This window comes from Pontibacter liquoris, from assembly GCF_022758235.1.
Lineage (GTDB): Bacteria > Bacteroidota > Bacteroidia > Cytophagales > Hymenobacteraceae > Pontibacter > Pontibacter liquoris.
Genome location: NZ_JALEBG010000001.1, coordinates 2,347,786 through 2,365,830, shown reverse-complemented (window position 1 = coordinate 2,365,830; position 18,045 = coordinate 2,347,786). Strand labels below are relative to the sequence as shown.

Sequence of the window (18,045 nt, the reverse complement as noted above, 5' to 3'; positions counted from 1 at the left end):
ATGGGATTTATTATCAGATTATTGATCGTGGGCGCAGCGGCTATGCTTTCTGCCTACGTGCTTCCGGGCGTCAGCATCGACAACTTTGTTACTGCCATTATCCTGGCCCTGGTGCTGGCCATATTAAATGCGATTGTGCGCCCTATACTTGTGTTTTTGACCATACCGGTTACCATACTTACGCTGGGCCTGTTCCTGCTGGTGATCAATGCGCTCATCATATTACTGGCTGATTACCTGGTGCCGGGCTTTTCGGTGGATGGCTTCCTGTGGGCTTTGATCTTCAGTTTGGTGCTCTCTATTGTGACAGCCATTCTGGATGCTATTTTTTAATCGCTGCTAAAGCAGCGACAAGCAAAAGCCCCAGCGCTGAACAGCAGCGCCGGGGCTTTTATATTTAATGTGATTTATACTATGCGGTGGCTTTTCTGCTGCCAATCCATTGCTGGCAGGCATCGGCGCATTCTTCGCAGGCATCGGCGCATTTCTGGCAATGATCCATGTCATGCTTTCGGCACTCAGCAGCGCACTTGCGGCATATCTCAATACACTCTTTCATCACATGCACGGCATGGGCCGAATCCCGGGCAACAAACTGTGCCGTCAGCACACAGATATCGGCACAATCACGGTCCAGCCGGATGCAGGGAACCATCATTTTCACGTCATCTTCCTGCAGGCAAAGTGTGGCGCAGGTTTCGCAGGCGGTCATGCATTTTACAAGTAGGTGTTCGAGGTTATTCGTTTGCTCTGATTTCATAGTTTAAGAACTTTAAATAATTGTTAGTATGTAATTAAACTACGGGAGCCATTTGTCAGAGTTATTTGTTGGCCACGGAAAGCGGACCTCAAACCTGCCATTGCTAATTTTAATAGCTATCTTTGTAGTATGATGAGGAGCAGACCGCCGGCCTGTCATCTGCAAAGCGAAAGAGAGACCCATGGATATACGAGCAGCACGCGAGGCACTTAAACTATACTTCGGCTATGACCAGTTTAGGCCCATGCAGGAGCAGATCATCGAAAGCATTCTGCAGCGGAAGGATGTAGTGGTGCTGATGCCAACCGGGGGCGGAAAGTCCATTTGTTACCAGGTACCGGCGGTGGTGCTGCCGGGCATCTGCGTGGTGATCTCCCCGTTGATCGCGCTAATGAAAGACCAGGTGGAGGCGCTGCATGCCAACGGTATTACAGCTGCTTACATGAACAGCTCCTTAACGGCCGACGAACAGTATGCGATCGAGAACAAGTGCCTGGAAGGCGAGCTGAAGCTGCTGTACGTGTCGCCGGAAAAACTTTTGTCATCGGGTTTTCTCTCTTTTCTCAAACGCCTGCAAGTATCGCTGTTTGCTGTGGACGAGGCGCACTGTATCTCGGCCTGGGGGCATGATTTCCGGCCGGAATATACCCAACTCAAGGCTCTAAAGCACCAATTTCCGCAGGTGCCGGTCGTGGCGTTAACCGCTACCGCCGACAAGCTGACGCAAAAAGACATCCAGGGGCAGCTGCACCTGGCTAACCCAAAGGTTTTCAAATCTTCTTTCGACCGGCCTAATATTAACCTGACTGTTAAGCCCGGCCAGAACCGGTTCAAGCACATCGAGGAATTTCTGGCGCGCCACCACGGCCAGCCGGGCATTATCTATTGCCTGAGCCGGAAAGCCACCGAATCGCTGGCGCAGAAGCTGAAAGCCAGCGGCTACAAAGTTACCTTTTACCATGCCGGCATGAACCCGCAGCTGCGCTCCAAAGCCCAGGAGCAGTTCCTGCGCGACGACGTGCAGATCGTTTGTGCGACCGTAGCTTTCGGTATGGGCATCGATAAATCGAATGTGCGGTGGGTGATCCATTATAACCTGCCCAAGAACATCGAAAGCTATTACCAGGAAATTGGCCGCGCCGGCCGGGATGGGGCCAATTCGGATGCGTTGCTGTTTTATTCCTTTGCCGATGTGATGAACATGCGCAACATGCTCTCGGAAGGGGAAGGGAATAAAAACCAGACAGAACTGCAGCTGGTAAAACTGGAGCGCATGCAGCAGTTTGCCGAAGCTTCCGCCTGCCGCCGGCGCATCCTGCTCCAGTATTTTGGCGAAGCAATGACGAAAGACTGCGGTAATTGCGACATCTGCCGCAACCCGCCTACCACCTTCGACGGCACTCTGATCGTGCAGAAAGCTTTGTCGGCCATTGCCCGCACACAGGAGCAGGTGACAATGGGGCTGCTGGTTGATGTGCTCCGCGGTTCGCGCAACAGTCTCGTGCTGCAGGGTGGTTTCGATAAGATCAAAACCTATGGGGCCGGGCGCGACATTGGCCCGCTGGACTGGAACCGTTACCTGCACCAGATGCTGAATGCCGGGCTCATAGAACTAGCCTATGATCAGAATTATACATTAAAGCTGACCGAGCAGAGCCGACAGGTGCTTTTTGAGAACCGGCAGGTGCAGCTCGTAAAATTTGAAGAGGTAAAACAGCAAGAAGCCGAGGAACGCTTTAAACCACGACCGAAAAAGGAGCTGATCAAAGATGCCTTGTTTGACCGTTTACGTGCCCTGCGAAAACGCATAGCCGATGAGGCGAACGTGCCGCCCTACGTGGTGTTTACTGATAGCACCCTGCTGGAAATGTCGGCTGAGCGACCTACGAATAAAATCTCGATGCTGGCTATTTCGGGGGTGGGCCAGCTCAAGTATGGCCACTATGGCGATGCATTTATCAACGAGATTATCGACTTTGTAACCGAGGAGCAGGCAAAAGGCAACAAGCTGAAAGGAGCTACGCATCTGGTCACATTCGAATTGTTTCAGAAAGGTCATACGCCCGACCACATTGCCAAGGAGCGTAACCTGAACCCGGTGACGATTTACTCGCACCTGGCCACTTTATATGAGCAGGGCTATGATATTCCGATCGAACACTACGTAAACAAGGCAGAATATAAGGCCATTGGCAAGATGCTGGACAAGTATGGCACCGAGGCAAAACTTAAGGATTTGTTCGAGCACCTGGAAGGTAAGTATGAGTATTATAAAATACGCCTGGCGGTATCAATGTATAAAAAGGAAATGTCGTGGTAGCTTTCCTTGTCGGCGCAACAAACAGTACAGTATAAACAAAGCAGGCTGCTCCTTATCGGGCAGCCTGCTTTGTTTATACTTATTACGAATTATTATTAGTTGAGCGAAGCAATCGGGTCGGGTGAGGCATCTTTGTCGCCGGTGATGGTTCCCTGCGAGGCTACTGCGCCGCGGAGCAGCAGAATGCCGGCCACATGTGGCGAAGCGTAAGAGGTGCCGGAAGATCCGGAGGATAAACCGCCTGCTTTGTTTGTAGAGATGATATTTACACCCGGCGCAGCAAAATCAACCGATAAGCCATAGTCAGATCCGGACCACAGGCGCGCGTAAGCATCCATGGCTGAAACCGTATACACGCCTGCTGCATTTACCCGCGCAGGTGAGGCCCCGGCGCAGTCTACCCCGCTGTTGCCGGCAGCAATGGCAAAAAGGATGCCTTTGCCCGCAGCGGTGAGCACCGCATTGTCGAGGGTGGACGAGATGCCACCGCCCAGGCTCATGTTCACCACATCGCCGGGTTGGGCCGCCGCAATGACGTAGTTGATGGCTGCCACTGCCCGGGACACGGTTCCTTGTCCGGCATCATCAAATACGCGCAGGGCCACTACCGTGGCATTGGCCGCAACGCCCAGCACCCCGGCGCCATTATTTCTGGCAGCCACAATGCCGGCCACAATGGTACCATGGCCGTAGCCGTCTTCCACAGAGGGCACGCCATACACAAACGACATACTTCTTTCCAGGTCGATGTTCAGGTCCGGATTGTCGGTATCAATGCCGGAGTCTACGATCCACACCGTTTTGCCTGTGCCGTCGCCATAGCCCACGCGGGCAATATTCCAGGGCACAGTTTCGCCCGCCATGAGCGTGATAGGAAGGTAAGGGAGAGCGGCCGGCGTAGGTGCCGGCACGGGAACAGGCGGCGTTTGCGGCAGCGGCGGGGTGGGTGCAGGTTCCGGAGCAGGAGCGGGTGCCGGCGTAGGCGTTGGTGAAGGCGCCGTATTACCTGGCGTGCCTTTGCCTTTGTTCAGCGGGAAGTCTTTCCGGAAGGTGTTCACAAGCGAGATAATCCGGTCCTGTTCGATGTAGGCAACTTTGGAGCTGTTGCGCAGCATCTTTATTTGCTCCGGGGTCAGTGTCGCTGTAAAGCCATTCACCGCCCCCTCAAACGTTTGCTTCAGGTCTTTGCTGCTGATCTTAGCCTCTTGTAACAACTCCTGACGGTCCTGTTTTAAGCGCCCTGCTTCTCTGCCCGTAGCCATGGTTGCTGTACCGGTAGATTGGCTTGTAAGCACCACCAGGTACTGGCCTGCAATGGCCTGTCCGTTTGCGCTGTTTTGTTGGGCAGCGGGCGTAGCGAACTGACTTGCCAGCAACTCCTCTTCCGGTTGGCAGCCATAAAGAAGCAAGGCTCCTGCTGCGAAAGCTGCGGCACAGAAAGTTTTGTGTAAAGCAAAAGGAAGCATAGGCTAAATGGTAATAGGGCTAAAAGTTGGAGTTGATCAGGCAAGTAGGCGTTATGTACTTTATTAATATAGTGTAAGGGTATTGTTTTAAAGTTTAAGAAGCAGGCCGAAATATAAAGTGCAATTATACATAGATCAGGAACGAAGGATTTGTATTTGCTTTACCTTTCATAAACAGGTGTTTGCCTGTGTTATTTACTTGTAGGCGGAATTCTGAAAGCAACTGTTAAATGCTAGTTATTTTTTCCGGCTTTAAAAATTTCATAAATGTAATTGTAAACAGAAGTATAATGCAAGGATAGGTTATAAAGGAATAAAAGAATAAATAGGATTTTATAAACAACTTAGTATAGGCTTGCAAAAAGTTGTTTCTTAGAAGCGAAGCTTTATGAAGATTAAGTGAACTTTTGTGCTAATAAAATTAGTTTTAGTTTAAAAAATTAGTAAATTTACGTAGGTAAACTCCCATCTGACACGTAAAGGAGTTTATACACTAACTTAATTGGCAAAAAGGTGCAAAATGTAACTTCAAATATCAGGCATTTGCGTAAAACTGTTGGCTATACACAGGCGCAATTGGCTGAAAAGCTGGACATTAAACGTTCTCTGATCGGGGCGTACGAAGAGGGCCGTGCAGAACCTAAGTTAAGTACCCTGGTTAATATTGCACACCTCTTCGATATCTCGCTCGATAGCCTGATCACACAGGATCTTTCAGCCGCCACAAAACCGGCAGCAGGAAAAGCGCAGGCAACCGGCGGAAATCTGCGGGTGCTTACCATTACGGTGGATGAGGACCAGCGCGAAAATATAGAACTGGTACCGTTAAAGGCCAGTGCCGGTTACCTGAACGGGTATGCAGACCCGGAATACATTGAGGAGTTGCCCCGTTTCCGGTTACCGATGCTGGGCAATAGCGGTACGTTCCGGGCTTTCGAGATCTCCGGTGACTCCATGCTGCCGATTGCTTCCGGCACCGTGATCGTGGGGCGCTTTGTAGAGGACTGGAGCACCATCAAAGACGGTACCCCCTGCATCATTGTCAGCCAGAAAGAGGGCGTGGTATTTAAGCGCATCTACAACAAGATAAAGGATACGGCCATGCTACGGCTGCACTCCGATAATCCCTTATACTCGCCTTACGAGCTGCACATAGAGGATGTAGTTGAGATCTGGGAGGCCAGGTCCTATATCAGTTCCACATTCCCGATAGCTGATCTGTCGCTCGACAAGCTTTCTTCTATCGTACTGGACCTGCAGAAGGAAATGCTCAAGCTCAAGAAAGCCGAATAAGCAATCATACCAGATACAATTAGCCTGCTCCGGAAACGGGGTAGGCTTTTTTATTTTCCGGGCAGCCTCTCGGCACAAAGCGCCTTTTCTAACAAGAATTGAACTGCATGCGTAAAGCTAACTTGAACGAGTAAACGGATACCTTAACCTTAAACACTGTGCAATGATAAAAATAATTACAGCTACTGAACGCCACGAAGCGAAGGTAGGAGACTGGCTTACGTCCAACTACCTTTTTTCTTTTGCCGATTATTATGATCCCAGCAACGTACAGTTCGGGCCATTGCGCGTGTTTAACGATGATCATATCGGGCCAAAGGGAATCTTTTCGGAGCACCCGCATGCCGAGATGGAGATCATTACGGTGGTGCTTGATGGCGCCATTAAACACACTGATAGCCTGGGAAACGAAACCACGATCAAAGCCGGGCAGGTGCAACGCATGACGGCCGGTACCGGTATTACCCATGCCGAAAGTAATGCCGGCGAAGGAGCCACGCACCTCTACCAGCTCTGGTTCCTGCCCAATAAACGGGGGCTTGCGCCTTCATATGAGCAAATGGATGTTGACTTCCTGGATAGCAAGAACAAGCTCATCCCGCTGGCAACAGGCCAGAAAGTGCTGGAAGATGTCGTTTTTATGAACTCCAACTCAACCGTGTATTATGGCAATTTTAAAGAAGGGCACGAATTCATCTTCCAAACCTTTAAGATCCGCAAAACACTTATTTATGTAACGGAGGGAGACCTGCTGGTAAACAACGTGGAGCTGGAAAAGCACGACCAGATCCGTCTGGAAGACCAGGATATCGTGACGCTGCATGCCAATTCCGATACTTCGTTTATGCTGATCGACGTGCCCGCTACCGAAGCAAATTATTAAGCACCCGCTAGTTGCTGCTTTCCACCCGTTTCCAGGCTGCCTGCCACAGGATGTTAAAGTCCTGTGTTGGCTTGCTGCACATGTAAACGGTGGTGCCATACTCGCGCGCATCGGGGTTTGATACTTTACCGATCACTTCGATCTTGCCAAAGGCCTGAACCACATCGTCACCCATTTCATCGTTAATGTAGATGAAGTGGGTGATGTTTTGCCTGAATTTGCGCGGGCTCCAGTACCGGAAGCTCTCGTTGAAGCTCACCGGCTGCGGTAAGCCGTACTTTTTACCGATGACATAAATGGCGCCCGCCTGTCCGTAATTCTCGCAATAAATAAGGCAGTGTTGCTTATCCGGCACCTGCTGGTAGGCTTTGTTGGTGAGCGCCGTCAGTTCTTCCCAGCCGAGCATATCGGCATAATCCTGGGGCAGCGAGTGGATGGTGCCATCTTCAAAACGCCTTCCCAGATCAATGTTATACTTTGTTTCAAGCAGGTTGAAGTAACGAATCAGCCCCGCGGATTTGAATATAGGCAGACCCATGGGTAGGAATGGCAGCATCAGCAAAATAACCAGCAGCGGAATAGCAGCGCGGAAAGCACTCCGCTGCAGTACGCTTTCGTAGAAAACAGCCCCCGCTGCAATCAGCATCGGGAAGATGCCCATAGTATAATAGCTTTTGCCACGCAGCAGCAACAAGGCAGCCACTACGAGCAGGGCCAGAAAGCCCAGCAACCTGTACCGCTGCATGCGGGGGTGAAGCAGCAAGAAAAGCAGGCCGGGCACCGTCAGCAACGAAGCGGCAAACGGGATGAGCAGCTGATCTGCCAGAAAGGCTCCGTGATCAACATGCACCAGCTGGGTATCGTTGAGCTCCTGCATGTGGTGGAAAACCGGTAAGCCCATTGCGAGCTGCCATAACAGGTTGGGCAGGAAGATCAATAGGGCCGCTGCCATACCTATGTAGAAAGCTTTTCTGGTAAAAACCTCGCGCTTTTTCGTGAGCGCCAACAGCTGCAGCAAGCCCACTACAAGCAGGCCCACCAGGTATTTATTCAGCAAGGCAAATCCCAGCACCACCCCAAAGTATAACAGGTATTTGTCGTGGTTGGTGTTGAGGTAGCGGACGAGCAGGTAAAGAAGCCAGGTCCAGAACAGCACATCCAGGAAAACAGGCTGGTAGAGAAAATAAGTACGAAGGGAAAGCGGCGTAAATATAAGGACAATGGCGGCTAATAGCTGCGCATACGATCGGCCGCCAAGCTCCCGCGTTAGAGCACTGCAAAGTATAACCATCACCCCACTAAGTATAGCTGGCAGTATCTTTACTGCAAACAGGGAGTAGCCGAACAGGAATTGCAGCCCGGCGGCCACCCATCCGATAAGCGGCGGAACACTGGCATAACCGAAAGCCGGATGCTGCCCTAACGAAAAATAAAGCAGCTCGTCGCGGTGGTATTCCAGGTTGTTATAAAACAGTAGGTGCAGCACTACATTAAATAAAGCCAAGCCCGCTATAGCCAACCGGGTAGCTCCTGAAGCCTGGTAAGTGCCTGTTACTGCCATGAGAAGGGGATTTACTGGGAAAGATAATCAGTTTATACTTATACTTTGCTATACTATATTTAAGTTGTTTTCTGTCAGTGCCTTTCCGGTGCATTGGCATCAAACAAAAAAGCAGCAGAGGCATTGGCCCTTGCTGCTTTCTGGAGTATAAAAAGAGAAGACTATAATGTATACTTGCGGCCTTTGTTTTGTTGTTTGAGGTAGTCCATCAGCGGCTGGAAGTAAGCGACCATGGCGCGGGCACTCAGCTCTTCGCCGGTCTTGTCTTTCAGCATCTGGCGCCAGTCGGCCGAAGCGCCCGGGTACATGATATCGTGCAGGAACTTGCCCACTTCCTTGTTGCCATAGTAATTGGTAGTATGCGGGTCCTGGTGCAGGATCTCTTTAGCGATATGGTCATGCAACTGGAACAGGATCACATATGATAGGGCATAATCATAATACTGAGCCGGATCGTCGTTGATATGTGTTTTTGTGGCAGCATCCAGGTATTCTTCGCCGCGCTCGGTTGGAGGCACAATGCCCTGGTACTTTTTGGTCAGCTCCCACCAGCGCTTGTTCAGCTGGTCGGCAGGCAGGTTATCGGCATAAAAATCTTTTTCCCATTCGCTCATCACTCCTGAAGAGAATGGGATGAACACCACGTAATTCAGCGCCTCTTTCAACAGCGACTGAACCTCGTCGGTTTGCACATTCTTATCGATCAGGTCCAGGTTAGCCAGGAAAGGCTTTTGCATCGCGGCCAGGCCCATTAAACTACCCATCGCTTCATGATACGCCCGGTTAGCACCGCCTCGTAGCAGTACCGGTACATCAGGGTTGGTATAAGTCATATAGTAATAAATATGGCCCAGTTCGTGGTGCGTGGTCTCGTACCATTCGGCATTCGGTTCTACACTCATCAGGCAGCGCACGTCTTTGTCCAGGTCGATGTGCCAGGCAGAGGCGTGGTTGTTCTTTTTGTAATCAGCGTTGGCAGGGGCAGGGTACAGGCTCGATCTTTCCCAGAAGGTTTGCGGCAGTTGCGGAAAGCCCAGGCTAATATAAAAGCGCTCGGCCTGTTTTACCTGCCATTCCGCACCTTTCGGTTTCAGGGCTGCATCCAGGTCAATGCCTTTTACATTCACCATCGGGCTCCAGTCCTGCCCCCAGCGGTTAGGCAGCCAATGAGCAGGCAAATAGTCGGGTACCTGCTTTACGCCATACTTCTTCGCCAGCTCATAGCGGGCATACGTATGCAGCTCCCTATACAAGGGACGAAGTTCCTCGTTGATCTGCTTCATCAAGTCCATCATTTCGGCACGCGTCATGCCGTAATCCGATGCCTGGTAGGTAAAGTAATCGTCGTATCCAAGGCTCTGCACCGTCTTGTTGCGCAGCTGGCGCAAATTCAGCAGGCCTTCTTTCAGGGTAGGGCCCACTGCTTTACTGGCGTTCCAGGCAGCGAGGCGCTTCTTTGTATTGGTTTCATCTTTAAGGATGTCGTCGATCTCGTTTGTAGAAACAGACTTTTTGTTCACCTTATAGTCGAAGCCATACAACTTTTCCGTTTGCTCCGTTTCTGCCTTGATGCGTGCTTTCACCACATCCGGAATGATCTGCGGGTTGTTGGCGCCGGCATACAGGATGGCCTCGAATTGTTTGATCTGCAAGGGGGTGAGCTGGTCTTTTTTGGCCAGCATGGCCTTGGCGGTGTTGATGTTTTCGGTGCTTCCTGTAAAAGCGGCAAAGGCCTCGTTGGCCTTGCGGGTTGCAATGGCATTGGTCGAGTCGCCTTCCACAATGTGGGTGTTCGAGCGCCATTCCGCTTCCGCCGATTGGGTATATAGGTTCTGGTAAGTATGGGAGTATTGGTCCAGGAAAGCCTGTGCTTGTTGCTGGAGGGTAGGTGCAGCCGGAGTGCTCTCGGTAGTAGCTGTGGTCGTTTCTGTTGCAGCCGGGCTAGTAGTAAGCTTTGGGGCGGCGCAGGCAGCAAGAAGTATAGCCGCTGTATAGCCGGTATAAACTAGTTTTTTCATATCTATGTGAGGTTTTATACTAAGTTAGTTGGTAGCAGCAAGATTGTCAACCAACTTTGGTGCCATATACTTCTGCTGATACCTTAACGTAATGAAGGAAGGTAAGGGAGGAAGAACTTGTCCTTAGATGTTTTACAAGGGATTTCACTTCGCTTGCAGCAACACGCTTAGATATACTTGATGATCAGGATACAAGTATAAAACGGCCGGAATTCTTAATCTGAGCCTACCAAGAAGCAAGTTTCCTGCAAACGAAAGCACAAATGGCTTTTATACCATATTTGGGTAAGTTGAAGGTTTGGTTAGTCACACTTTTGGAACAAAGTATACCTATAAAGGAGGCCCAAATTTCTGGGTAGGTTCATCCTATACTATACTACTCTATTTACTCTGGCGCCAATCTCCAGATTGGTGACTATTAATATGGTGTAGTCTCTGATTACACGGGCTCGCCTAGACCTAATACAGCCTTTAAAACTGCTGCAGCGCTGTTTTAAAGTATAAAGCTTGTGGTTCCCGGGTGTTTTTGGCTCTTCGAGCCAGTCGGGTTACAAACCCACATCATTCTACGATACTGGTTTAAAAACCTGCGCCATTAAATAATTAGTAAATAGACAGTAGAATACCTGTAAAAAGATACGTCTCTCTCTTAATTGAGTCACTGTATACTTTACTAATTGTTTTTTTCGCCTCAAGATCGCTTCTATTATTTTCTGGAGGTGTGGCGTTTCCAAGCATTCACTTATTCCTCGATTTCTCTTTATACTTGCCCCTTTCTATGACATGAATTTAGCGTTCCGAGCCAGGAGAAACTTCCATACTATCCTGGAAGTATAAATAGTAGGTATATGTTATACTTAGCAAAGCAGCAGGTATACGTTACTCCGCTTCTTCTTCCCGTTCTTCGGTCAATTGCGCTTCCTGCAAAAGATTGTTGTCGATCGTTTTGCTTGTTTTAGCGCCCAATTCGCGCAGGATCTCTACCCGGCGGATGAGGTTCCCTTTTCCTTCGGTGAGCTTGTTCATCGCCGCGTTGTAGGAACTCTGGCTGCTTTCAAGGTGCTTGCCAATAATTTTCAGATCGTCTACAAAGCCCACAAACTTGTCGTACAGCTTCCCGCTTTCAGCGGCGATCCGGAGCACGTTCCGTTTCTGATCCTCCTGGCGCCACACGCCGGCCACTGTGCGGAGCGTGGCCAGCAGGGTAGAGGTGGTAACCAGTACAATGTTGCGATCGAAGGCATCAGTGAACAAATCATGGTCGTGCTGCACGGCGAGGTTAAAGGCAGGCTCCAGCGGGATATACATCATCACAAAATCCGGAGAGTTGATGCCGCTGAGGCGGTGGTAGTTTTTGCGGCCCAAGTCGGTGAAGTGCGTGCGCACCGAAGTGATGTGGCTTCGCAGGTATACTTCCTGCTGTAAATCGTCCTCGCAACTGCAATACGCCTCATACGCTACCAGCGACATTTTTGAATCGATGATGAGGTGCTTGCCCTCGGGCAGGCGAATGATCACATCCGGACGGTAAACTTTGCTTTCATCGTTTTGCCGTACTTCTTCGCGTTCGTAATGCACGCCCTTCCGCAGCCCCGACTTTTCGAGCAGGCTCTCCAGCAGGTATTCGCCCCAGTTACCTTGCGTTTTGTTCTCGCCTTTTAAGGCCCGGGTCAGGTTCAGCGCGTCCTGGCTCATCTGCTGGTTCAGCGAAGCCAGTTGCGTGATCTGCTCTTTTAGGGAGATGCTATCTTTCAGGGTTTTTTCATACGTCTGCTCCACTTTTGCTTCAAATTCTTTGATGCGCTCCTTTAAAGGTGAGAGTACCCGCTCCAGGGTTTCGGAAGAGGCTTTGTTGAAGTGTTCGACATTCGTCATGAGCACCTGGTTAGAGATACTCTGGAACTGCTGCAGGAATTTCTCGCGGAGTTGCTCCAGTTCCCGGGCCTGTTCCTGCATGCGGTTCTGGAGATGGTCGTAGTCGGTTTCTACTTTTGTGAGGGCGTTGGTCAGTTCCATAGTCTCGGTCTGCGCCTCCCGCAACTGGCGTTTCAGTTGCTCATTTTCCTCTGCTTTCAGCCGAACTTGCCCTTCCAACACCCCTTGCGCTACTGCAGCCTGGTTAGCAATTTGCTGTAGGGTGCCCAGTTTTCCTCGCAATACCAGGAAAGCTACTACCAATCCACCTAAAAAAGCCGCGATTCCAACGATTATTTCCATACAGGTAAAGGTAAGGTATTTTAGTTTTTGCTGTTAATGAGATTAGCATAAAATAGTGGAAGATTCCTTTTCCGGATTCCCCTGCAGAACCTTTTAACAATTTTAAAATTTTTAATTACTCCATAATCTATCTTGATCTGCGTTAATGTTTTAACCACAGATAGGAGAGATGCTCCGGACCCGCTGGCACAAGCGGATGCTTGCGTCAAACCGTTTATGCCGCAAGTTTAGCACTGGCGTAACTTGTGGCTTATCATACTCCCAGTTTGTAACTGGCGTAATCCGGCAAAGTATATTTGAGTATGTTTTGCTGGTAGCCAAAGGAATTTCCTTGGACATGACGAATGATGACATTTCATCCATTTAAACTTTCGCCTGATACACCCTGGCGGCATGCCTGTAAAACAGATAGGATTTAGCCTGCAACATTGAGTTATAGAGCCAATGCTCCGAACTACAATAGGATGAAAGCAATCCATTTACAGTATAGAACCTTCTTATGGAAAACTTAATTAAGTTTGAATAGGGATTCCTTGTCAGGAATCTCTGCTTTCAGAATATTATCTTTATATAACATAAATTCGCTTCGCCGCAAGTTCTTCTAAACTTCTTTTACTCTAAAAACAGAATGTACACCTGTACTCAATAAATTCCATTTTATATTATATATATTTGGACTTTAATATGTATAATTGTGCAATTAATATCCCGGTAAACTGTTGTAGCCGTTATCAACGCCATGAAGCATTCCATTTTAGCCTTTGTTATTGTTCTACTGTTTTCTATTAACATGGCGGTTACTGTGCAAGCGCAGCGTCGGGGCGGCCCAAAGTTCAGATCGAGTATGAATTATAACAGCCGCCGGAAAACGAAAGGTGTGACTATTTTTGCGGGAGCAGGTGTAGCATTGATGAACAGTGATAACAGGGTAAATAACGCAGCTGATGAAAAAAGTTCGATTAGGAACAACGGCATAGGCCCCAGTTTCAATATAGGGGCCATCTACCAAGTTTCACCCGCACTGGAACTGCTGGGCAGTGTAGATCATGTCAGCTTAAAAGGTGCGGAGGACGCCCAGTATAAAGCAGGTGGTGATCTCTCTTACAAGGCAAGTGCTACCGAGATATCCGGCTCTGCTGTATTTAATCTGTTCAGCAACTACAGAAGCTCGGGCTTTTATAGGGCAAGACGCCAGCGTCTAGTGGAACCATATGTAAAAGTAGGGATAGGCGCTCTGGTGTATAAAGCCTCTTCTTCTACTTCCGGGGATGGCGGAAAGATCCTGCCCGGAGCCATGCCTGCAGCGCGTCACTACCCGGCCGTTGCGCTAACCGTACCGCTTGGAGGAGGACTTAAGTTTTATTATTCCAGGCAGATCAGCATTGCGCCTGAGCTAAACTTTCATTTTACAACCACAGATTATTTAGATAATAATCTAAACAAAGCAGGACATTTAGGGCCTAACGATCACTACTTAAACTTTTCGGTAAAACTGCTTTACGCGCTCACTCGAAAAAGATAATCGCAACTAGTTCATTCGATCTGCTTGTACCTGTTTTCTAATCAGGTTCAAGTAATTGTATGAGTGCACACTTACTAGTGCATTCTCTATAATATTCCTTCTCCTGTTGTGAGCTGCTCTCACACATAAGCAGCATATTCTATAAAATACCTCAGGTTGCAATTACGAACGTTTTGTAAGAAGCTTGTTGTGTTTCAGCCCATGCCAGCTTTGGTCATTATAGTATTATCTTTCTTTAGTAAGAGCGTCCTCTTGTGCCAATATCGCTGAACCTATTATCAGTTTTTAGTTCTTCCAGGGAAGGAAGCCTGTAAATATGTGGGCACTACCAGGCAATAGCGCAGAATTGATAATAACTTACTATAACTTACTATAACTTTCAAGTATAAACTTACTCATTTTCCTAGCAAAAAGTATTTTCATGTTTCTTATAAGCTTTTACTAGCGCAGGTTTTTAAACCTATGTCTGAAAATGATGTCGAGATTATTAATTTGACTGGCATAACGAGTCAAAAACAACCGTAAGTATGAAGGTTATAATTTCAAACAGTCCTACAGTTGACTAATGTTTATACGACCTTTTATTAAGTAACTCCTGTTGTTTGTACTGCTCAGAAATTTGTGCTCTTTTTAATTAAGAGATATTCATAGTGACTTTAAAGAGCCTTGAACACACCTTAGAAAATATTTGTACTCTTTTTTGAATTTTTAAAGGAAAACTATTCTTTTCCCCGATCTTTTTTTTCATTTTTGCAAAACGTACTTAAACGCGTCATCTTGAATTAAGTTGTAAGTTTTGCAGCGGATTTTTGATTTAGCTTTCTTTTATTGCATGAAAATAAATTTACTTTACCTGCTGGCGCTAGTTGCTTTTACTTCCTGTTCTCCCCGTAACCTGGCTTATTTCAGTGATATGCAGGAACAGGCGACCTACGAGGAAAAGATCGTTAATGGCACAGAGGCTCGCATCCAGCCTTACGATCTGCTCAGCATCTCCATCACCAGCCTTAACCCTGAGGCTAGCGCTTTGTTCAATACCGGGGAGGTGCACCCCGCAGCTGGAAGTATCTCCAACTATAGCATGGCTACGAACACTGCAAGCAGCGTGGCGCGCGAAGGCTACCTGGTAGATAAAGAGGGCAATATAAACTTCCCAATATTAGGCAAAGTACAACTGGCCGGTCTTACAAGAGCACAGGCTACAGAGAAGTTTACGGACTTACTGCAGGCACATCTGAAGGCCCCCATTGTAAACATGCGCTATCTCAACTACAAGGTAACAGTGGTAGGTGAAGTGAACCGCCCTTCCACGTTTACTATCCCGGCCGAACGGATCAACATCATTGAAGCGCTGGGAATGGCCGGCGACATGACTGCCTATGGCAAACGGGAGAATGTGCTCGTGATACGCGAAGAAGCCGGTACACGCAAAATGATACGCCTTAACCTCAATAACAAGAACGTCCTGAACTCGCCTTATTTCTATCTGCAACAGAACGATGTGGTCTATGTTGAGCCCAGCAGAGCCAAAGAGCTGCAGGCAAGCACCAGAACGTATTATCTGCCAGTAGCAGTTGCGGTCGTTTCGGCCCTGAGTATCGTGTTGTCCCGATTATTTTAATTACCAGTGAGTATGACTGAGCAAGGATTTACGCCTTTTCAACCAGAGGAAGCAGAGGAGATTGATATTAAAGCGCTACTGCACCGATACCTGCGGTATTGGTGGTTATTTGCCCTTAGTGTAATTGTTGCATTTGGTATGGCCTTTCTGTACTTACGCTATGCCACGCCGCAATATACGATCAAGAGCAAACTCTTGATTCGGGATGATAAGAAAGGGGCGGATCTTGGCGATGCCTCTGCTTTTAGCGATCTTGACGTTTTTAAATCCACCAAAAATGTAGATAACGAAATCGAGGTGCTGAATGCCGTGAGTCTGATGGAGCGTGTGCTGACGGAGCTTTCATTGCAGACAAGCTACTTTAAACAAGGCACGGTACATGACGTGGAAATCTATGGCCCGGCGGTTCCACTGAAGGTGATCGTCGGAAAACTTCATCCATCCGCATCTGGGAAGACCCTTATATTGCAAATCAAAGATAATAACAGCTTCGAACTGGAGGAGGAAGACGATAAAGGTAAATCTATTATCACTTCGCATAAATTCGGCCAAGAAATACAAAAACCATATGGGGTTTTCACCGTGGTGGCAGCTGCTGCTTCCTTTTCTCCTACAAATGCTGGCAAAGTGATAGTGCATTTTAACGACCTGACTAAACTTGCGAAGAACTATAGCAGCCGGCTTTCCATAGAGCCGGTAAACAAGAATGCCAGCGTGCTCTGGATCAGCCTGACAGAACCCGTGCAGGAAAAAGGAAAGGACATCATCAACAAACTGGTGGAGGTTTACAACAAAGAGGCGGTGGAAGATAAGAACCAGGTTGCCTCCAATACCATCCAGTTCATTGATGAGCGCCTGAAATTTCTAACAGCCGAGCTAAGTGATGTGGAGAAGAACGTGGAGCAATATAAGCGGAAGAACGAACTGACGGATGTAAGCTCCGAAGCACAGTTGTATGTGGAGAGGGCGAGTGAGTATAACAAACAACTGGCCGAGTATGAGATTCAGCTCGATATACTGAACTCAATCCAAAAGTATCTACAGGAGAATGGGCAGCAGTACCAACTTGTGCCGAGTACGCTTAGCATCCATGACCCGACCCTGCTGGGCCTGATCGGTAAATTTAACGAGCTGCAGCTGGAGCGGGAACGCATGCTGCGCACTACCCAGCCAACCAATCTCCTTATTCAAAATATCAACGACCAGCTGGCAAACTTGCGGGTAAACATTCTGGAGAACCTGCAAAATATTAAAAAAGGACTGGTGATCACGCAGAGCAATCTGAAGGCTAGCATGGCCTCCTTTGATTCCCGCATACAACAGGTGCCCTCTATTGAGCGGGAGCTGCTGGAGATCCAGCGCCAGCAGGGCATCAAACAGGGGCTATATTTGTACCTGCTGCAAAAGCGCGAAGAATCCGCTGTATCCTTAGCGGCAGCCGTTTCTAATTCCCGCGTCTTGGATGGGGCTATGGCGGGCGATCAGCCTGTGGCACCTAAAAAGTCGCTGATATACTTGGCTGCCCTGCTGCTGGGCCTTGGAGTACCTTTTGCCTGCATTTATGTGAAGGATCTTTTAAACGACAAAGTGCAGGAGAAGAAAGAGGTGGAGCAGGCTACGGCTACACCTATACTGGGTGAGCTGGCGCATAATGATACGGGCAGTACGCTTGTAGTGGAAGAAGACAATAGGAGCCCAATCGTGGAAATGTTCCGACTCGTGCGGACTAACCTGCAGTTTACCACTGCCGGCAAAGAAAACAAAGTAATACTGGTTACCTCTAGCATGAGCGGGGAAGGTAAAACGTTTTTCAGCATTAACCTAGGGGCCAGCCTGGTATTAACAGGTAAAAAAGTGGTAGTATTAGGCTTTGACCTGCGCCGGCCCCGCCTGCTTCAGGAGCTTGGCCTGCCCCCTGGACCCGGCATTACCAATTACCTGATCTCCGACGACACAACGGTGGCTGATATAGTAAAGCCATTGCAAGCCGTGCCTGGTCTCTTTGTGGTAAGTGCCGGTCCGATTCCACCTAACCCTGCAGAACTGATGATGAGCCCGAAAGTAGGGCAGCTGCTAGCCGAACTGAAAGAAGCCTATGACTTTATCATAATCGATACTGCCCCTGTCGGGCAGGTAACGGATGCCTTTACGTTGGCGCCTTATATCGATTCAAGTATCTATATTGTGCGCTATGGCTATACCTTCCGATCCCAATTGGAGATCATCCATGATATTTATAAACACCAGAAACTCAAGCACCCGCTCCTGGTGCTAAACGATGCCAAGCAGGGGAGTAGTTATGGCTACGGCTACAGTTATACGTATGGCGAGGAGCAGAAGAGGGAGTGGACCCAGAAGTTCCGGAAAAAGGTAAAGGCCTAACA

Annotated in this window: 12 protein-coding genes; 7 read left to right on the top strand and 5 right to left on the bottom strand. The window is 48.7% G+C overall.

Annotated elements, in window-relative coordinates; translation table 11 throughout:
• The gene (locus LWL52_RS09750) at positions 1-333 is read left to right on the top strand and encodes a phage holin family protein (RefSeq protein ID WP_242919295.1); all 333 of its coding nucleotides are present in this window, start codon (positions 1-3) and stop codon (positions 331-333) included.
• A gap of 79 nt (positions 334-412) precedes the next feature.
• On the opposite strand, the gene LWL52_RS09745 is transcribed toward LWL52_RS09750, so the two are convergent.
• Positions 413-760, bottom strand: a complete 348-nt coding sequence (locus tag LWL52_RS09745) for a four-helix bundle copper-binding protein (protein ID WP_242919293.1) — start codon at positions 758-760, stop codon at positions 413-415.
• Positions 761-941: 181 nt separating this feature from the next.
• Between LWL52_RS09745 and recQ the strand changes: the two genes are divergently transcribed.
• On the top strand, positions 942-3,080 hold the full coding sequence (gene recQ, locus LWL52_RS09740) for a DNA helicase RecQ (RefSeq protein WP_242919291.1): 2,139 nt from the start codon (positions 942-944) through the stop codon (positions 3,078-3,080).
• A 95-nt stretch (positions 3,081-3,175) separates the two neighbouring features.
• Here the strand turns inward: recQ and LWL52_RS09735 are convergent, their stop codons facing one another.
• Positions 3,176-4,546, bottom strand: coding sequence for a S8 family serine peptidase (locus LWL52_RS09735; RefSeq protein ID WP_242919288.1), 1,371 nt, complete (start codon positions 4,544-4,546; stop codon positions 3,176-3,178).
• A 513-nt stretch (positions 4,547-5,059) separates the two neighbouring features.
• Between LWL52_RS09735 and LWL52_RS09730 the strand changes: the two genes are divergently transcribed.
• Positions 5,060-5,839, top strand: a complete 780-nt coding sequence (locus LWL52_RS09730; protein ID WP_242919286.1) for an XRE family transcriptional regulator — start codon at positions 5,060-5,062, stop codon at positions 5,837-5,839.
• 163 nt (positions 5,840-6,002) lie between these two features.
• On the top strand, positions 6,003-6,722 hold the full coding sequence (locus LWL52_RS09725) for a pirin family protein (protein WP_242919284.1): 720 nt from the start codon (positions 6,003-6,005) through the stop codon (positions 6,720-6,722).
• Between the two features lie 7 nt (positions 6,723-6,729).
• Here LWL52_RS09725 and LWL52_RS09720 read toward each other — a convergent pair whose 3' ends face one another.
• From LWL52_RS09720 to LWL52_RS09710, 3 genes are all read right to left on the bottom strand, one after another.
• On the bottom strand, positions 6,730-8,283 hold the full coding sequence (locus LWL52_RS09720) for a glycosyltransferase family 39 protein (RefSeq protein WP_242919281.1): 1,554 nt from the start codon (positions 8,281-8,283) through the stop codon (positions 6,730-6,732).
• Between the two features lie 161 nt (positions 8,284-8,444).
• A complete protein-coding gene (locus LWL52_RS09715) occupies positions 8,445-10,301 on the bottom strand; it encodes a M2 family metallopeptidase (RefSeq protein ID WP_242919279.1) in 1,857 nt (618 codons plus the stop codon).
• A gap of 879 nt (positions 10,302-11,180) precedes the next feature.
• Positions 11,181-12,518, bottom strand: a complete 1,338-nt coding sequence (locus LWL52_RS09710; RefSeq protein WP_242919277.1) for a DNA recombination protein RmuC — start codon at positions 12,516-12,518, stop codon at positions 11,181-11,183.
• A gap of 739 nt (positions 12,519-13,257) precedes the next feature.
• Here LWL52_RS09710 and LWL52_RS09705 point away from each other — a divergent pair.
• The 3 genes from LWL52_RS09705 (at position 13,258) to LWL52_RS09695 (ending at position 18,043) form a co-directional block, all read left to right on the top strand.
• Positions 13,258-14,040 (top strand): hypothetical protein, encoded by a 783-nt coding sequence (locus tag LWL52_RS09705; RefSeq protein WP_242919275.1) that lies wholly within the window; start codon positions 13,258-13,260, stop codon positions 14,038-14,040.
• Between the two features lie 832 nt (positions 14,041-14,872).
• The gene (locus LWL52_RS09700; RefSeq protein WP_242919274.1) at positions 14,873-15,661 is read left to right on the top strand and encodes a polysaccharide biosynthesis/export family protein; all 789 of its coding nucleotides are present in this window, start codon (positions 14,873-14,875) and stop codon (positions 15,659-15,661) included.
• Between the two features lie 12 nt (positions 15,662-15,673).
• Complete coding sequence (locus tag LWL52_RS09695; RefSeq protein WP_242919272.1) at positions 15,674-18,043, top strand: GumC family protein; 2,370 nt, start codon at positions 15,674-15,676, stop codon at positions 18,041-18,043.
• The last annotated feature ends 2 nt before the right edge of the window (positions 18,044-18,045 follow it).